General features: G+C 64.8%; 18 protein-coding genes. 1 reads left to right on the plus strand and 17 read right to left on the minus strand.

Annotated features, from left to right (window positions below; all coding sequences use genetic code 11):
- The first annotated feature begins 1 nt into the window (after nucleotide 1).
- Nucleotides 2-1,819 (plus strand): glycoside hydrolase family 15 protein, encoded by a 1,818-nt coding sequence (locus F466_RS0105520; RefSeq protein WP_018993629.1) that lies wholly within the window; start codon nucleotides 2-4, stop codon nucleotides 1,817-1,819.
- Nucleotides 1,820-1,874: 55 nt separating this feature from the next.
- Here the strand turns inward: F466_RS0105520 and F466_RS0105525 are convergent, their stop codons facing one another.
- The 17 genes from F466_RS0105525 to F466_RS0105605 all read right to left on the minus strand — a co-directional run bounded on the left by F466_RS0105525 (nucleotide 1,875) and on the right by F466_RS0105605 (nucleotide 17,028).
- Nucleotides 1,875-2,441 carry an SgcJ/EcaC family oxidoreductase gene (locus F466_RS0105525; RefSeq protein ID WP_018138840.1) on the minus strand — a complete coding sequence of 189 codons (567 nt, stop codon included), beginning with the start codon at nucleotides 2,439-2,441 and terminating at the stop codon, nucleotides 1,875-1,877.
- Between the two features lie 263 nt (nucleotides 2,442-2,704).
- Nucleotides 2,705-3,682 carry a LysR family transcriptional regulator gene (locus F466_RS0105530; protein WP_018138841.1) on the minus strand — a complete coding sequence of 326 codons (978 nt, stop codon included), beginning with the start codon at nucleotides 3,680-3,682 and terminating at the stop codon, nucleotides 2,705-2,707.
- Nucleotides 3,683-3,741: 59 nt separating this feature from the next.
- Nucleotides 3,742-6,063, minus strand: coding sequence for a nitric oxide reductase activation protein NorD (locus F466_RS0105535; protein WP_018138842.1), 2,322 nt, complete (start codon nucleotides 6,061-6,063; stop codon nucleotides 3,742-3,744).
- 25 nt (nucleotides 6,064-6,088) lie between these two features.
- Nucleotides 6,089-6,892, minus strand: coding sequence for a CbbQ/NirQ/NorQ/GpvN family protein (locus F466_RS0105540; protein ID WP_018174426.1), 804 nt, complete (start codon nucleotides 6,890-6,892; stop codon nucleotides 6,089-6,091).
- 81 nt (nucleotides 6,893-6,973) lie between these two features.
- Entirely contained in the window at nucleotides 6,974-7,402 is a 429-nt protein-coding gene (locus F466_RS0105545) for a hypothetical protein (RefSeq protein WP_018138844.1), read from the minus strand.
- Nucleotides 7,399-8,034, minus strand: coding sequence for a ParA family partition ATPase (parA, locus tag F466_RS0105550; protein ID WP_018138845.1), 636 nt, complete (start codon nucleotides 8,032-8,034; stop codon nucleotides 7,399-7,401). The genes F466_RS0105545 and parA overlap by 4 nt, the downstream gene beginning before the upstream one ends.
- Before the next feature lie 64 nt (nucleotides 8,035-8,098).
- Nucleotides 8,099-8,380 (minus strand): 4a-hydroxytetrahydrobiopterin dehydratase, encoded by a 282-nt coding sequence (locus tag F466_RS0105555; protein ID WP_012982279.1) that lies wholly within the window; start codon nucleotides 8,378-8,380, stop codon nucleotides 8,099-8,101.
- Nucleotides 8,381-8,412: 32 nt separating this feature from the next.
- The gene (locus F466_RS0105560; protein WP_018138846.1) at nucleotides 8,413-8,838 is read right to left on the minus strand and encodes a bacterioferritin; all 426 of its coding nucleotides are present in this window, start codon (nucleotides 8,836-8,838) and stop codon (nucleotides 8,413-8,415) included.
- A gap of 10 nt (nucleotides 8,839-8,848) precedes the next feature.
- Nucleotides 8,849-9,163: a BMC domain-containing protein gene (locus F466_RS0105565; protein ID WP_012982277.1), complete on the minus strand. Its 315-nt coding sequence runs from the start codon at nucleotides 9,161-9,163 to the stop codon at nucleotides 8,849-8,851.
- Nucleotides 9,164-9,231: 68 nt separating this feature from the next.
- Nucleotides 9,232-9,525, minus strand: a complete 294-nt coding sequence (locus F466_RS0105570; protein ID WP_012982276.1) for a BMC domain-containing protein — start codon at nucleotides 9,523-9,525, stop codon at nucleotides 9,232-9,234.
- A 31-nt stretch (nucleotides 9,526-9,556) separates the two neighbouring features.
- A complete protein-coding gene (locus F466_RS0105575) occupies nucleotides 9,557-9,856 on the minus strand; it encodes a BMC domain-containing protein (RefSeq protein WP_012982275.1) in 300 nt (99 codons plus the stop codon).
- Between the two features lie 44 nt (nucleotides 9,857-9,900).
- Nucleotides 9,901-10,233, minus strand: a complete 333-nt coding sequence (locus tag F466_RS0105580; RefSeq protein ID WP_018138847.1) for a carboxysome peptide B — start codon at nucleotides 10,231-10,233, stop codon at nucleotides 9,901-9,903.
- Nucleotides 10,234-10,237: 4 nt separating this feature from the next.
- Complete coding sequence (locus F466_RS0105585) at nucleotides 10,238-10,489, minus strand: carboxysome peptide A (RefSeq protein WP_012982273.1); 252 nt, start codon at nucleotides 10,487-10,489, stop codon at nucleotides 10,238-10,240.
- 16 nt (nucleotides 10,490-10,505) lie between these two features.
- A complete protein-coding gene (locus F466_RS0105590) occupies nucleotides 10,506-11,921 on the minus strand; it encodes a carboxysome shell carbonic anhydrase (protein ID WP_018138848.1) in 1,416 nt (471 codons plus the stop codon).
- A 182-nt stretch (nucleotides 11,922-12,103) separates the two neighbouring features.
- On the minus strand, nucleotides 12,104-15,043 hold the full coding sequence (locus F466_RS0105595; RefSeq protein WP_026296419.1) for a CsoS2 family carboxysome shell protein: 2,940 nt from the start codon (nucleotides 15,041-15,043) through the stop codon (nucleotides 12,104-12,106).
- 161 nt (nucleotides 15,044-15,204) lie between these two features.
- On the minus strand, nucleotides 15,205-15,537 hold the full coding sequence (locus F466_RS0105600) for a ribulose bisphosphate carboxylase small subunit (RefSeq protein ID WP_018138850.1): 333 nt from the start codon (nucleotides 15,535-15,537) through the stop codon (nucleotides 15,205-15,207).
- A 69-nt stretch (nucleotides 15,538-15,606) separates the two neighbouring features.
- Nucleotides 15,607-17,028, minus strand: coding sequence for a form I ribulose bisphosphate carboxylase large subunit (locus tag F466_RS0105605; protein ID WP_012982269.1), 1,422 nt, complete (start codon nucleotides 17,026-17,028; stop codon nucleotides 15,607-15,609).
- Between the last annotated feature and the right edge of the window lie 276 nt (nucleotides 17,029-17,304).

The following is a 17,304-nucleotide window of genomic DNA, read 5'->3' on the forward strand; positions in this document are numbered from 1 at the left end:
CGTGACGGTATCCGACCGCCCCATATCCCGTGTCGAGGGCTACCTGCCCATCGAAGAACACGGCCTGATAGGCAATTGCACGACTGCCGCCCTGGTGGGGCGCGACGGGTCCATCCCCTGGATGTGCGCGCCTCGCTTCGATTCCGAGCCCCTGTTCTGCGCTCTGCTCGATCACCAGCGAGGCGGTGACTTCACCGTGGCCCCGGAGCCCCTGGTCGCCTCGCACCAGCGCTATATGCCCGACACTGCGGTCCTGATCACGGAGATGACCGGCCCCGAAGGACGCATCCGGGTCACTGATTGTCTGCCCCTGCGCGCCGGGGCCGACTTGTCCGAGGATGCGCCGGCAGGGCGCAACGAACTGCTCCGGCGGATCGAGGTGCTGGAAGGCCGCGTGCGGCTGCGGGTCAGGATCGCACCCAGGGGAGGTGCGAAGGCGTATCCACACGGTGCCGGCCTGGGCCTGTCGCTGTACCGCCAGCCGGAACTGGAGCTGTCGCTGAGCTCGTCGCTGCCCTTGGAGGACACCGACAGCGAACACGAACTCGAGGCCGGAGACCAGCACTACCTGATCCTGGGCTGGGGCCCGCACACGCACCGTTTCCAGGCCCGCACACCCGAGGAACTGCTCGAGGCCACGCTGGAGGTCTGGCGGCGCTGGATGACCCATTTCCACTATGAAGGCCCCTGCGAGGACCTCGTCCGGCGCTCGGCCGTCACGCTCAAGTTGATGGACTACACCGCGACCGGAGCGATGATCGCCGCGCCGACCTCGTCCCTGCCGGAAGCAATAGGCGGCCCGCGCAACTGGGATTACCGCTACGCATGGATACGCGATGCGGCATTTTCCGTGTATGCCATGAGCGATATCGGCATGACCCACGAGGCCGCGGGCTTTATCGGCTGGGCCCTGGACGCGGTGGATCGCGCGGGCTGGCCACGGGTGCTGTATGACGTAGACGGGCACCTGCCGCAGCCGGAGCGAATCGATCCCGAACTGGAGGGCTACCGAGGCTCAGCGCCTGTACGCTGGGGCAACGGTGCGGTGGAGCAGCGCCAGCACGACGTATTCGGAGAGATCCTCGATTGCGCCTATCGGTGGGAGCGCTGGGGCGGGACGCTGGATGAGCACCTGTGGAGCCGCCTGCGGCGACTGGTCGAAGCCGCCGAGAAGGAGTGGAAGAACCCCGATCATGGCATCTGGGAAGTCCGCACCGCCGGCCGTCCCTTTACCTACTCCGCCGCCCTGTGTGCGGTCGCCCTGGAGCGTGGAGCGGCCCTGGCCGATAACAATGGCATGGCAGGCAACAGCGACCTGTGGCGTTCCGAGGCAGGACAAATCCGCAAGGCAATCCTGGACCAGGCCTGGGACCCCGAGCTTCGCAGTCTCACCGAGCACCTGGGCGGCGGTGGCATCGACGCGAGCCTGCTGGCCCTGCCGGGACGCGGTGTAATCCCGGCCGATCACCCGAAGATGATCGCCACCACAGAGGCCGTTATCCGGCGCCTGGGCGCGGGCAACGGCCTGCTGTACCGCTATCTTCCGGAAGAGTCCCCGGACGGTCTGCCCGGGCACGAGGGTGCATTTGTCCTGTGCAGCTTCTGGCTGGTCGACAACCTGCTGGGACAGGGCCGCCTGGAAGAGGCCCAGGCCCTGTACGACTCGCTGTGCGCCCGCACCAATCCCCTCGGCCTGCTCCCCGAACAGATTGACCCGGCCACCGGCGCCTTCCTCGGCAATTTCCCGCAGGCATTCAGTCATGTAGGGCTGATCTCGAGCGGCATCAAGCTCGCTCGGGCCCTGCAACAAGACCGCTAAACCCGGGAATCAGGGGATCCAGCCCGAACGCGGTCCGGGCGGCTCCGCACCCTGTTCAGGCGGTCGGCATCATCGACGAGTGATGGTGCACGATCAGCCACTTGCCGTCGCGGTTCTCGTAGACGAAGGTGTAGCGCGCGGGGACTTCCTGCGTCTCGTTGCCGTCGGTCACGCGGAAGGTATAGGTGCCGGCGTCGGTCAGCTTGTTGCAGCCGAGCTTCACGTTGCGCGTGTTGATGGTGCCGAAGGGCTTCTTCTCGAGGAAATGCTCGAAGTAGTCCTGGATCTCGGCGTGATTGGTACGCGGGACGTTCGACACGGTCGGCAGCAGCACCGCGTCATTGGCGTACAGCTCGGTCACACGACGGGCATCGCCCGTCTGCAGGGCTTCATTCCAGGCGTCGAACAACTCCTCGGCCAGACGGCGCGTGGCGGGTGCGCAGACCACGCAGCTCTCGTTCGGCGGGGTATCGATCGCGGCGGCGAGCATATCGCTGCCCGTCCCGGTCACCGGGTGATGCTGGTCGCGGTGCGAGGCGCTCAGGCTCAGCCGCGAACGCGGGGCCTCGTCGGCGTTGATGAACTGGGTACCGCTGATACGCGGACGGGTCACGGTGCTCACTGCGCGTTCTCCCACTCGGGCCGATGGCGGCCGGGTAAAACGTGAATTTTAAAGAAAGCGCTGAATAAAGCCATCCCGGCTTTCTCAGCGCACGCGGCGCTGCATCGTCTTGCATCTCTTTGCACGGGCAAAGGGGTTTGCAGCTTGCTCCGGAATCAACCGCCTACGGCGGTCGATTCCGGCGGCACGTCCCTGTGCCGCAGGGAAACGCCGATCAATCAGCGTTTCCCAAGGGACCCCTCAGGGCCTGTCATGGCCGCCACTCAGCCGGCCTGGGCCTTGAACGCGGCCAGCAGGTCCTCGACCTGCCCGCGCACCCGGGCCTCGTCCTGGATGGCGAAGTCGAGAAAGGTCTGGGCGACGACGGACAGGACCTTCTTCTTCGGGTAGACGATGTGCCACTGGCGATGGATCGGGAAGTGCTCGACATCCAGCAGCGCCACCGGGCCCTCGGCCCCCTCGGCACTCAGGGTGTGCAGCGACAGCACGGCAATCCCCAGACCACCGATCACCGCCTGCTTGATCGCCTCGTTACTGCCCAGTTCCATGCGCACGGGCGGGCTGATCCCGTGCTCCTGGAACAGCTTGAGCGTCGCCTCGCGGATACCCGAGCCGGGTTCGCGCATCAGGAACGTCTCCTGCTCCAGCTCCTTGAGCGGGATATTGCGCCGGCCGACCAGCGGGTGGTCGCGGCTGGCCATCACCACCAGCGGATTGGGCGCGAACGGGTGCACCGCGACATCAGTCAGCCGCTCGGGGACATGCCCAATGATGTAGAGGTCGTCGTCGTTGTTCGACAGCCGCTCCAGCACCCGGTCAAAGTTGCTGACCTCCAGCGACAGCTCGATATCGGGATACCGCCGGGCGAACTGACCGAGGATGCTGGGCGCGAAGTACTGCGCCGTGGTGATCACCGCGAGACGCAGACGCCCGCGCTTGAGGCCGTGCATCTCGGCCAGCTTCATCTCGAGGTTGGTCAGCGCGCCGAGCATCTCGCGGCAGGTGTCGTACAGCAGCAGCCCGACCTCGGTCGGGAAGGCCTTGCGCCCCACGTATTCAAACAGCGGGAGCCCCAGTGCCGTGGAGAGCTTCTTGATCTGGATCGAGACGGTCGGCTGGGTCAGATGCAGCTCTTCCGCCGCGCGGGTAAAGCTCCCCAGGCGCACGATCGCCTCGAACACCTGCAGCTGACGCAGCGTGGCATGCCGGATCAGGTGCGCCGGCAGCTCCGACTTGAGCATCACCTGCGGGAGACCGGACTCCTTTGGCGTAGGGGACTGAGTCATACGCGACGTATCGTTTACCGCGTGAGACCCGCGTACAGCATCGGCAGCTTCTCCGGCAGCCGGTCGATCTGGTCCAGCACCATGAAGTGCTGGGCCCCGAAGATGCGCTCGACGTACTCGTCGGCGTTCGGATCCAGGCTCATGCAGAAGGTGTACACCCCCTTGCGCCCAACCTCCTCCACCGCCCGCTTCGCATCCTGACGCAGGTACTGCGGGTCGCGCACATCGGTATCCGCCGGCTCGCCGTCGGTGATGATCAGCAACAGCTTCTTCGCCGTGCCCTGGTTGTGCAGCTGCTGGCCGGCGTGGCGAATGGCCGCCCCCATGCGGGTGGAGAGCTGGCCCTGCATCCCGGCGAGGCGGGCCTTCGCGGTATCGTCGAACGGGGCGTCGAAATCCTTGAAGCGGTAGTACTCGACGTCGTGGCGCCCGTCGGAGGCGAAGCCATGGATCGCGAACGGGTCGCCAATGCGCGAGATCGCGCCGGACAGCAGCGTGGCCGCTTCGCGCGCCAGTTGCACCACGGTTGTCTCGCCGTCGCCGATCGTCTCGTTGGTCGACTCCGACAGATCCAGCAGCACCAGCACGGAGAGATCGCGCACATGACGCAGATTGCGCACATAGATGCGCTCGTCGGGCTGGCGCCGCATGCGGACGTCAATCTGGGCCTCGACCAGCGCGTTCACGTCCAGCTCGTCGCCCTCCGGCTGCTTGCGCATGCGCTGAACGCCCTGGGGCTGCATCGCCTCGATCAGGAATTTCAGGCGCGAGACCAGCGGCTTGTGCTTGTCGTAGATGGCCTCGATTTCCTCGATGTCGCCCTTCTTCGGGCGCCGCTCCAGCAGTGTGACCCAGTGCGGCCGCTCCAGCTGCATCTGGTAGTCCCACTCGTGATAGTGGAACGGCAGCGAGATCGGCTCCTTGCCCTCCTGCTGGTTGATGCTTTCGTTTTCGCCGTCGCGGAACCACTCGGTCGCCAGCACCAGGATCTGCTGGGCGTCGTCGCCGGCGTTCGGCACGTCCAACGTATTGATCATCTGCATCGGGGTGACGTAGAAACGCTCCTGCCCGGAGCCATGCGCGGCCAGGACCTCCGCCTCTTCCTCTTCGCGCCCGAAGTTCCAGAGATAGCGGTTGTCGTCGCGATAGAGGACATCCGGCGCGACCTTGGCCGGGTTCATGTAGCCCTGCTCGGGAAACTCGGGTGCCAGCACCTCGGCCAGCTCGCGGGCCAGCCCTGCGGCCTCAAGGTCGTCCACGCGTTCCGCAAACGCGCTCACCGCCTTCTGCACGAATGCATGCGGGTCGTGGTATTGCGGATCGAGCAAGGCGCGCGCGGTGCGCGCCAGCACTGCCTGCGCCGTGTCCCCATCCTCCGCCGTGGCGGTATGCAGCGGGACCCAGATCTGGCGCAGGCCCGGGAACGCCGCGATCGCCAGGGCCTCAATACGCGCGTCCTCGAACAGCTCGGTCAGGATGCCGACCACGCCCCGAGGCCCCTCGTCCGGCTGCATCTCGCGGGTATGCACCACATGGGATGCCGCGTGCGCGGCCGCCGCGCGATACAGATCCAGCCCGGTGAGGCCCTCGACATCGTCGTAGGCGTCCGGCAGGAAGATCGTGAAGCCCTCGATGTAGGGGCGATACCCCTCGCGCGACTCGAAGTCGCCACTGGTCGGGCGCATGAAGAAATCGCGTGCCCACAGCGAGCGCAAGTAGAGGTTGATACGCCGCTGCACGTCCACGAACAGGGTGCCGCGGCGCTCCTTCTGGAACACCGAGCGTGACTCCGGCGACTCCAGACCGAAGTAGGCAATCTGGCCCTCCAGGTCCGTGCGGTGCGCCTGCGCGCCCCACGTCGCCCAGCGCCGAAGACCGCCCAGCGTCAGGTGGGTCAGCAGCTCATCCAGGTGTTCCAGCATCGGCCGCACACCACGCGGCGCCTGCCCCAGCAGGTTATCCAGCAGGCGCAGATACCCCTCGAACAGCGAATAGTCGCCAAGCCGCTGGGCCGCGACCGGGCTAGTCTCGATCACCAGGGTGATGACCGCCGCGGAGGTCTTGGAGTACATCTTGATCGCGGAACCGAGCAGTTCCGCAACGGCATCCTCGCCCAGTTCCTGGGCCAGTGCAGGCGCCTCCTGCACGAAGGCCACGACCATCTCGGAACCGCGCCCCAGGGCCTGGAGACTGCGGGCCCCTTCAAGGTAGTAACGCTTAAGCCCACTGGCGCTGAAGGCACGGCTGGCCTCCTGCCAGGAACTTTCCAGCACCTCGGTGGCGTGGTTTCCCAGATCGTCGAGGAGGTCCTGGTAGTCCTCCAGATGAACGCTCATCGGTACGGGTACGCCGCGCGGTGCGCTAGAAGAACGTGGTGACGGCCGAATCCAGCGCGTCGCGCATGTCCGGATCGTCGGTGATCGGCCGCACGAGTGCCATGCGGCAGGCGCCTAGCGGCTCCACGCCCTTGGCGATCAGCGAGCCGGCGTAGACCAGCATGCGGGTGGAGATGCCCTCGTCCAGGCCATGGCCCTTCAGGTTGCGCGCGCGCTCGGCCACGCTGACCAGCTTGCCGGCCATCTCCTCGTTGATCTTGCCCTCGTGAGCGACGATCTTCGCCTCGGTCTCGTGATCCGGGTAGTCGAAATCCAGCGCGCCGAAGCGCTGCTTGGTCGACTGCTTCAGATCCTTCATCAGGCTCTGATAACCCGGGTTGTAGGAAATGACGACCTGGAAATCCGCGTGCGCCTGGACCATCTCGCCCTTCTTTTCCAGCGGCAGCACGCGGCGATTGTCGGTCAACGGGTGGATCACTACCGTGGTGTCCTGCCGGGCCTCGACAATCTCGTCGAGGTAGCAGATCGCCCCGTGGCGCGCGGCCAGGGTCAACGGACCGTCCTGCCAGCGCGTGCCATCGGCATCGAGCAGATAACGCCCGACCAGATCGGAAGCCGTCATGTCCTCGTTACAGGCGACCGTAATCAGCGGCTTGCCGAGCTTCCAGGCCATGTGCTCGACGAAGCGGGTCTTCCCGCAGCCCGTCGGCCCCTTCAGCATCATCGGCATGCGCACCGAATACGCCGCCTCGTACAGCTCGATCTCGTCCGCGACCGGCTGGTAATACGGCTCTTCCGTGATCAGGTGATCGCGCAGATCGTCTTGCATTGCCCAGACTCCTCAATCAAAAAAGGCCGGGGGACGGGATGCCCAGCACCCCGCCCAGCCCCGGCCCCGAAACGCCCTGACTCAGTCCGGCCAGATACGATTCGGGTGCAGGTTCTTCCACGGCTCGTCGGCCGTCGCCTTCGCCTTGCCCGGATTGAGCTCGGCGGTGGTGCGACCTCCGCGGCTGGCGCCAGAGCCGCTGGACTTCTTGGCCGCCGGCTTCGTGGCGGACGTCTTGCGTGTGGCCTGTGCGGCCGGCTTTTTGGCCGGGGCCTTGCGCTTGGTCGTAGAGGCCTTGCGGGTCGCCGTCTTGCGCGCCGTGCTTTTGGGCGTCGCGGCCTTTTTCGTTGCGGCTGCCTTGGTGCTGGCCGCCTGATGCGTTTGCGCGCTCGCAGGGGTCGTGCTGGTGTCTTTCTTCAGCGCGTTATCCGACGCAGCATTGCTGTCCTTGTTCTGGTCTTCCCGGGCGCTGCGCACACCGGCCGCCAGCTTGTCTTGCAGATTGCTCATTGCGACACCTCCTCGATGATGGCTTCGATCTCCTCGGCCGCCGGTTCGCCCGGTTTGCCCAGGTCGTACACGGAACAGCCTTCCAGCGCGGAACGCCGGTAGATGGCCCGCCGGCGGAGCGACTGCTCCAGGGCGGGGATGTCGATCTCCATCAGTGCATGCTTCATCGCACGCGACAGCGCACTGCGGACCTCGAGCTGGTTGATCACGACATAGGGGCGCAGCGACCGGTTCTTCATCTGCGCCTCCTCCAGACCGCGCCCCATCCGCACACTGCCCCAAAGATCAACGGGGGATGGCAGAACAGGGATCAACACGACATCCGAGCCCGCGAGCGCGGCAGTCACCGCACCACCCTCCAGGGTCGGCGGGCAGTCCACCACGATGTGATCGTAATCCTTGCGCAGCGCCTTGAGTTCGCGATCCAGCGGACCCGCGACGGCGAACACGGAGGCCGGAAAGGGACGGTCGTCCGAGGACATGCGCGCCCACTGGCCGGCCGATCCCTGCGGATCCGCATCGACCACCAGGGTGCGTCCTCGGCGCGCCAGACCGGCGGCGAGGTTCATGGAGAGGGTGGTCTTGCCGGTACCCCCCTTCTGATTGACTACCGCGAATACCCGGGAACCCACGTATCAGCCTCCTAGGGCCAGGAACCGGACGGGTCCAGTTCGTGGACTCTGACGTGATGGTCGGTCAGCCAGTCGTTTCGCTGGCCAGCCGATCCACCTCTTGCGCGAAACGCTGATCCGCCTCGCCAATCCGGTCGCCGTCGCGCGCATCAATGGTGATGTTCACATACGTCGTACCGAAACTGATATTGGGATGATAGCCATCCTCCTCCGACAACTCGGCTACCCGATCGAGAAACTCGCGCGTGATGCCGTAACGGTCGAAGGTGAACTGCTTGCTGATGGTCGCCGAGGAGCCCTTGCCCGGCTCCCAGCCGGCCGGCACCACGAGATCGCTATCCGCCATGTACTACTCCAGAACGTTGGACAGGCGTACCCCTAGCGGGCCGCGACTTCCTGTGCGTCGATCTCGCGCACATGTTCGAGTTCTTCCTCGAGGATCCTCTCGAACAACTCGGCATCGGCCACCGCACCCACGCGCCGACAGTAGACCGCCGCCTCGTCATACAGGCGCACGGCTTCCATCTCCAGTTCGCGGTTGCGCTCCAGCAATTCGGCCATCGAGCGCCCCAGCCGCACGGGTGCCAGCTGGCTCCCGTTGGGGGCAACCCCATGGTGAAACATGCGGGTCATGAATCGATCCGCATGGTCCAGTTCCTCCTGGGCGTCCCGACGCAGGCATTCGCTGACATCGCTCATGCCCCACATCGCGGTCAATCGCGCCTGGGCCAGATACTGCTGAACCGCGGACAGCTCATGCGCCACCGCGCGGTTCAGGTAACCCACGATCCGCGGATCCGCCATCGAGGTTGCCTCAGCTGGCCGAGCCGTCGGCCGTCGGGGCCTTCGGCAGGATGCTTTCCACTTCGGAGTGGACACGGGCAATGATGTGCGCAGCCACCAGGCCGTCGCCCACACGCTCGCAGGAATCCGCACCGGCACGCACCGCCGCATTCACGGCACCGGTCTCGCCACGCACCAGAACCGTCACGTAGCCACCACCGACGAACTGACGACCGATCAGGCGCACTTCCGAGGCCTTGGTCATCGCATCCGCCGCTTCAATTGCCGGCACCAGACCACGGGTCTCGATCATGCCCAGGGCCACACCAGAAATTTCGCTCGCCATTGCTAACCTCTTTTACAAACGGGCCGCCGGGCCGATCAGCCACGGCGGCGTTTATCCGCCGCAGGGAATTACGGCTTTTCCGGGAGGATGTTTTCCACCTCGGAATGCACACGGGCAATGATGTGCGCAGCCACCAGGCCGTCACCCACACGCTCGCAGGAATCCGCGCCGGCACGCACCGCAGCGTTCACAGCGCCGGTCTCGCCACGCACCAGAACGGTCACGTAACCGCCACCGACGAACTGACGACCGATCAGGCGCACTTCCGAGGCCTTGGTCATCGCATCGGCAGCTTCAATCGCCGGGACCAGACCACGGGTCTCGATCATGCCGAGGGCCACACCAAAGTTTTCGCTAGCCATTACTTAACTCCTATCAAGCGTTACTGATGAATTACTTTTCAACCTGCTCGGGCAGGATGCTTTCCACTTCGGAATGCACGCGGGCAATGATGTGCGCAGCCACCAGGCCGTCACCCACACGCTCGCAGGAATCCGCACCGGCACGCACGGCGGCGTTCACGGCACCGGTCTCGCCACGGACCAGCACGGTCACGTAGCCACCACCGACAAACTGGCGACCAATCAGGCGCACTTCAGAGGCCTTGGTCATTGCATCAGCGGCTTCAATCGCCGGCACCAGACCACGGGTCTCGATCATGCCCAGCGCCACACCAAAACGTTCAGTTGCCATTTCTCTTTCTCCTGGAGTTACAGTTTTTCCAATTAAAATGACGCTCAAGCCGCCTTGTGGGTACCAGCAGAGCGCTGTGCATCGGTCTGGTCTTGTCCAGCCTTGTTCGTCGACCCTTCCGCTTTCCTGCCACCATCGTCCCACTGGTCGATGATGCCGCCGATCGTCAGATCGGTTGTCACCTTGGGGTCATCGAGCGCGTAGCGCGCGGCCGATCCAGAGATCGTGAACACCCAATTGCCCGGGTGCGCACCCACTGGATCCACGGCGACGCTGAGCGCACCCTTTTGATCCACCAGCACGCGCAGCGACATGGTCTGAAGGCCGTCCACACGACGCGTGACCACCAGTTCGTCCTGCACCTGCATAATTTCCATGGAGCTACTGCTCCTCCCAGTAATCGATGATCCCGACGATCGTCGCGTCACTGGGGTATTCCTTGCTGCCGGCCGCCTCGCGCGCCGCGGACGATCCGACCACGATCACCCAGTCCCCGGGCACACAACCGACCGCGTCCACCGCGACCGTGCGCGGACCCCCGGCCTTCTCCTGGACCACCAGCAAGGGACGGTGACCCAGATCCCGGATCCGGTTGGTCGAAACCAGCGTCTTCTCTACCTTGCAGATCTTCATTCCGTGTCCCGTTAGCTCAACCGGCGAGCGGTTCCAACTGGCTGCCGCTGCGCTTGTCGCGAATCACCATGTGGCACCCGATTAGGCCCTTTTCGGCCAGTTCGCGATAGCGCGCCATGATCTGGTCGCGGATCCGCCGGCAGCGGGCCTCGACCCGCTCGCGCGATCCCGGCACCTTGCGGTCGTAGCGGTAATGGATCACCACCGGTACCGGCAGGCCCCGCTCGACATTCAGCTGCCGAAAGATCTTGTTCACCCCCACATCCATCCCGTGGGCGCCTTCTTCCATCGTTTCCAGGTGCGCGAAGTAGGCAAAGTTGCGTACCTGCATCTCCTCGACTTCCTGGCCGACGATGATCACCCGCTCGCGGTGCCCCACATCGGCGTAATGCCCGTTGTGGTAGCGCGCCACGTAATCGAGCTGCGAAATATTGTTCAGCAACAGCCGCGAGATCAGCCGAAGCATCCCCTCGTGCGGCCCACCGTTGCCGTGACCCCAGCCTTGCTGGTGGATCGCGTCCTGGATCGCCTGATATACGCGCAGTTCCGCGTCACGGCCATCCAGGTCCTGCGTCTCCCGGTACACCTTCGCGCTATCCACGAAGCGGTACAGACTCATCCGCGTGTCGGCGTCCGGGATATGGATCTTCACGGCATCCGTATCCGTATCCACGCCAATCAGCAGCGTATCGACCGAGGCCCCACAGCAGTAGGTGTTCTCGATCGCCTGACGAAACGCCCGCAGCTGCCGGAGAGCGGCATCCGCCGCGTCCCGCTCACTGTTGCCGTGCGCCGCGCACCCCTGATGGTGCGGGTCCGCACTGCTGTAGTGGTACGCCGCGATCTTCAGGTATCGACTCGGCACATCCGCCGTGGTCGGCCGTCCTTCGCGGAACCGCAACAGCTCGCGTTTCGTCCAGTGGCGGACATCCTCTTCGATGTCGAACTGCGCACCGGCATAACTCTTAACCCGAACAGCCAGATCCGGCAGGCGCAGAATAAAACGCCGCAGGCTCAACAGCCGCCCGTCGGAACAGGGCGAGATGTCCACTTCGTGGAAATCGCAGTCGAGGAAGTACGCAATCGCGCGTTCCGCCTCGTCCACCAGGTCATCCCGACCCGCCCAGTATTCATTGACCAGCTGATCAAACAGCTCGAACGTGCCGTGCAGGTACAGTTCGCGCGTGTCCAGATCGTTGATCCACGCATCCTCCAGGACGCGTTCCGGCAACCGATACCCGAGGTTATCCTCGACAATCCGTTGCGCCTTTTCCTCGAAGTCCCGCTCGTGTTGCAGCGCATGGACCTCTTTCAGTACTGGCACCAGATTCGCGAAGCGATCGCGAAACCCACTCTCGAACGCGTACAGCCGTTCGTTGTCGGCGACATCCGCCAGCGGATGCCCGGGCTTCAGCACAGAAGGCACGTCCATCGGCGCCGGCGCCTTCGGCGGCACTGCGCTAACCAGAGGTTGCGCAGCAGCCGAATTCGCCCCTTGTGCCACCGGCGACCGGACGGCACTTCCCCGTGGCGTCGCGTAACGCGTGCCAAAGGCGGATGTCTTGCGGCGGCCTCGGCGCACCATCGTGGTCGTATTGCCTCCTTACTCGCCGCTTAGCCGCGGGCACCGCCGGACAGGGTCACCAGCGAACCGCTGCCACTATTCCCGGAGGAACCGGTGATCTTGCTCATCGGCACTTCCTTGCGCTCGAGCTCACGATTGGCATAGGCACTACGGCCTTCACCACGCGGGTTGCCCTTTTGCGTCGCGTTACGACGCGTGGCGAACCCTTCGGTGCCGGTGACGCTGCTTCCACGGGCCCAGTCATCGCCCGTGATGGTCACACCGTTGCTGCTCCCGTTAACGGTCACACGTTCGGCACCAATCTTGGCCACATCTTCAGCCTGAGCCGGTACCGGCTGGTGACGATCCGGCTGATAGCGGAACTCCTCGGTCCCGGACACCAGGCCCGTCGCCTTGTTGATCGGCCCGGTAATGCCACCCGAGGCACCGTATGCAGTACCGGTCACACGACGCTCGCGGCGCGCCAAGGCTTCGCGGGCCGGGCTTTGAACACTGAAGCCGTCATTCGGCATCGCCTGCGCCGGCACGTCGGCCACCGGTGCGGCTACTGCGGCCTGGCCTTCCGGACGCAGACGCGGGTGCAAGCTGCCAGCGGCCGTCGGACAGGTCGCGGCAAATTCGTTCGCCCCGACATACGGCGCACCGGACACGTCCTGACATGCACCGCGTTCGGTGCCCGTCACGCGCTCGTCATAACCCGGCTGGCTCCCGGAAACCGGATGCCCCGGCGTCGCATGGCGTTCGGCCACGCGGGTGTGCGCCGTCTGCATATCACGCGGCTCGCAATAAGCCTCGTACTGGTCAGCGCCGATGTAGGGCGTGCCAGAAACCGGTTTGCACGCACCGTACTCGTCACCGGTGACCCGTGCCGAGCGGCCCACGGACGTACCCGAGACGTTCTGCTGGTTCCAGGTGCGGCTCACGGAGACTTTTTCCGGGCCGGCCTGCGGACGGGAGCCACAGAAGGCGTCGTAATGCTCGGACCCGACATACTCGGTACCGGTGATCGGCTTGCAGCCCCCGTATTCGTCACCGGTCACGCGCAGCGAGCTATCCACCTGCGTGCCGGAGACTTCCCGACCCCGCAGCGTGTGCATCACGCCCACCTTCGGCACACCACCGGCGGCCGGACGGTCACACAGGTCACCGAAATCCGCCTGGTTGTAGTACGGGGTACCCGTCAGGGGGCGGCAGGATCCGGACTCGTCACCCGTCACCTTCGAGCTGCGACCCACGGCCGTACCCGTCACGCTCTGGTCTTCCATCGTGTGCAGCTCCTGCACCTTGGCCGGCGTCGGCTCCGGGCGGGTACCGCACATGCCCTTGAACTGTTCCGTACCGATGTATTCGGTCCCGGTGACCGGCTTGCAGCTGCCGTACTCGTCACCGGTGACACGCGAGGAGCGCCCGACTTCGGTCCCGGTCAATTCACGACCGCGAAGCGTATGCATGACGCCGACCTTCATCGGCGCTCCGTTGGACTTTCCCGTGTTACACGGAACCTCGCTCGCCTGCGTATTCAGGTACTCGGTACCGGTGATGTCGCGGCAGGAGCCCGACTCGTCACCGGTGACACGCGGGCTACGGCCGACGCTCGTACCCGACACACCCTCGCCATGACGGGTCACCATCACGCTGGTGCGCGGCGCGCTGTTCGGCGCACGGGTGCCGCAGAAGCCTTCGTACTGCTCGCTGCTCAGGTACTCGGTGCCGGTGATCGCTTCGCAAGAGCCGGACTCGTCCCCCGTTACACGGGCAGAGCGCCCGACCTCGGTACCACTGACTTCCTGGCCGCGGCTGGTGTGGGAGTGCCCCACCTTGGCCGGGTTGGCACTCGGGCGCACATCGCAGTAGCGCTCGTAGTGCTCGAGGCCCAGGTACTCGGTCCCGGTAATGTTGGAGCAGCTGCCCGCTTCGGCGCCGGTGACGCTGCGCGTCGACTCGACTTGCGTGCCGCTAATGTGACCACCGGCGAGGGTCGTGCCCTCTTCCACCTTCGGCGGTGCTTCGCTCGTCTGACCACGGGGACGACCACAGGGACGACCCGGATCCGAAGAACCGCGACCAATCGTGCACAGCTCTTCACGACGCTGGCGTGCTACCTCGCGAGTGGACATACCCTTGCGTTTCGCAGCCTTCCACGCGCCTTCCTGCGGCATGGCACCGCGGCCCTTGGAGCCGTTGAAACGGCGCTTGGTCGCACGCTTGCCGTTCTGTGCCATCGCCTCGCGGCGCGCCATGCAGATCGCGCGGACCTCGGAGATCACCGGATGCGGACCCGCGGACTCGCCACCGGACTCCACCTTGTCGCACAACTGGTCAAGGCCACTTTCCACGACGGTGTCGCTTTCGGGGGTCACCGCGCTATAGGTGTCGTTGTGCTCGGACTTCTCGTCCTTGCAGCCACAGCCACAGCCCTTTTTCTCTTCCTGTGCAGACGGCGCGAAGGAACCCTGGCCTTTCAACAGGTCTTCACGGCGCGGCTCGGCCGCCATGGCCTTTTTGCCATCGGTCGCCAGGGCCTGACGGCGCAGGCGGCAGATTTCGCGCCCGCTCATGTTGGAACAGTCGATTTCCATACCCTGGTTCTGCGACAGCGCTTCAAGCTGACGCGACCGGTCGGAACCGCCACGGGCCAAACCGCCGAGGGCCCGCGCCCGGGTATTGGAGCGACCGACCGCCTTCTTGCCCTGGCGCGCCATCTTCTGGCGGCGCTCAAGAGCGGCCTGGCGGCCGTTCGACGCACCGGCGTGCGCGCCCGGTTCCGGACGGCGCGCAGGTGCGCTGCTGCCGACCTCGAACGAGGTCGACGGCTGAGATTCGCTGGAGTGCGACTCCGGCTCCCGCGCCTGGGGGGCCGGTTCGGAAACACGCTGAGCCTGGCGCGCCTTTTGCGCGGCCGCGGCAGAACGCGACGTTCCCCTGGTTTGGCCGGTCGGCTTCACGGCAGCCTTGCCATTATGAGACATGGCCTTGCGCCGTTCCCGGGCGAGTTCGCGACCCGAGAGACCTTCAGACGCGGATGTCGGATTACTCATGGCACTTCCTTACAGTTGGCGGCAGCAACGGTAATAACGCTTGATGGACGGGCCGGGTGCCACAGGCACCCGGCCTCCACCGAACCGGGGTCTTAGCGACCGCGGTCGACCACGAAGGCCATGCCCTGACTCTGGGCGTAGTTATCGTACGCAATGAAGCGCACCATCATGCCCGGGTTGGCACGGCGGCATTCTTCAATCTCGGACAGCACCGCTTCCACGGACTGCTCGCCAAAGAAGGGCAGCTTCCACATGTACCAGTAGTGGGCCATGGCGTTTTCTTTTTCGCTGTACTCGATCGCCGGGTTCCAGCCCTGCGCGAGGCAGTATTCGATCTGCTTGCGCACCTGGTCGGCATTCATCTCCGGCAGATAGGAGAAGGTCTCGTACTTCTGCGACTGCTTGAAGTTCTGGATATCAGACATGTCGGTAATCCTGTGCTCTGGTTCTTTCTGGGCACGGACGGCGCACTAGCGCCGCCCGCGCTCGGACGATCACTTGTGCTGGGTATCCAGCTTGTCGACGGTGTCGAACTCGAACTTGATCTCTTTCCACGTTTCCATGGCGATCTTCAGTTCGGGGCTGTGCTGCGCCGCCTGAGTCAGGATGTCCTTGCCTTCCTTCTCGATGTCCCGACCTTCGTTACGCGCCTGGACACAGGCTTCCAGCGCCACACGGTTGGCCGCCGCACCCGGGGCGTTACCCCACGGATGGCCCAGCGTACCGCCGCCGAACTGGAGCACGGAGTCGTCGCCGAAGATGGAGACCAGGGCCGGCATGTGCCAGACGTGGATACCACCAGAGGCCACGGCGAACACGCCCGGCATGGAGCCCCAATCCTGATCAAAGAAGATGCCGCGCGAGCGGTCTTCCGGGATGAAGGATTCACGCAGCAGGTCGATCCAGCCCAGGGTCGCGGCACGGTCGCCTTCCAGCTTGCCGACCACGGTGCCGGTGTGCAGGTGGTCACCACCGGACAGACGCAGGATCTTCGCCAGCACACGGAAGTGGATACCGTGCTTCGGATGACGGTCGAGCACCGCATGCATCGCACGGTGGATGTGCAGCAGCACGCCGTTGTCGCGGCACCAGTTGGCCAGACCCGTGTTGGCGCAGAAGCCGCCGGTGATGTAGTCGTGCATGATGATCGGCGCGCCAATTTCCTTGGCGAACTCGGCACGCTTGTACATCTCTTCCGGGGTCGGCGCGGTGACGTTCAGGTAGTGACCCTTGCGCTCGCCGGTTTCGGCCTCGGCCTTTTCGGTCGCTTCCTGCACGAACTCGAAGCGGTCACGCCAGCGCATGAACGGCTGCGAGTTGATGTTCTCGTCGTCCTTGGTGAAGTCGAGGCCGCCACGCAGGCACTCGTACACGGCGCGGCCGTAGTTCTTCGCGGACAGACCCAGCTTCGGCTTGATGGTGCAGCCCAGCATCGGACGGCCGTACTTGTTCAGCTTGTCACGCTCAACCTGGATACCGGAGGGCGGACCACCGCAGGTCTTCACGTAGGCCATCGGGAAGCGCACGTCTTCCAGACGCAGGGCACGGATGGCCTTGAAGCCGAACACGTTACCGACCAGGGAGGTGAACACGTTCACCATCGAACCTTCTTCGAACAGGTCGATCGGGTAGGCGATGAACGCGTAGAAGGACTCGTCGTCACCCGGCACGTCCTCAATGGAGTAGGCACGGCCCTTGTAGTAGTCCATATCCGTCAGGAGGTCGGTCCACACCGTGGTCCAGGTACCGGTGGAGGACTCGGCGGCCACGGCGGCCGCGGCTTCTTCGCGGTCGATGCCCGGCTGCGGGGTGATCTTGAAACATGCCAGCAGATCGGTATCCAGCGGCATGTATTCCGGCATCCAGTAGGTTTCGCGGTAATCCTTGACGCCCGCGGAGTACTTCTTGGCGGCCATGTGGCTTTCTCCTACGCGTTGGTTAATCGTGACGGTCGCCTAGATTAGGAAGGTGCACTGCTAATAACAAATAAATAATCTAGATACGACCAATAGACTTTCGTTTATAGAAAGACCGGTCCGCAGAGTTCCGCGGAGCGGCATGGGGGTTCTGTTCGCATCAGCGCCCGGCGCCTGCTCGGCAGCCTCAGCGGGGAATGCGGTCGCTGATTGTAGTCCATGACCGCAGTCAATGCATGCTCTTTAGACCACAGCGTGATCGGAGCCCGCGCCCCT

The sequence above is a fragment of the Thioalkalivibrio sp. ALgr1 genome, assembly GCF_000378285.1.
GTDB lineage: Bacteria > Pseudomonadota > Gammaproteobacteria > Ectothiorhodospirales > Ectothiorhodospiraceae > Thioalkalivibrio.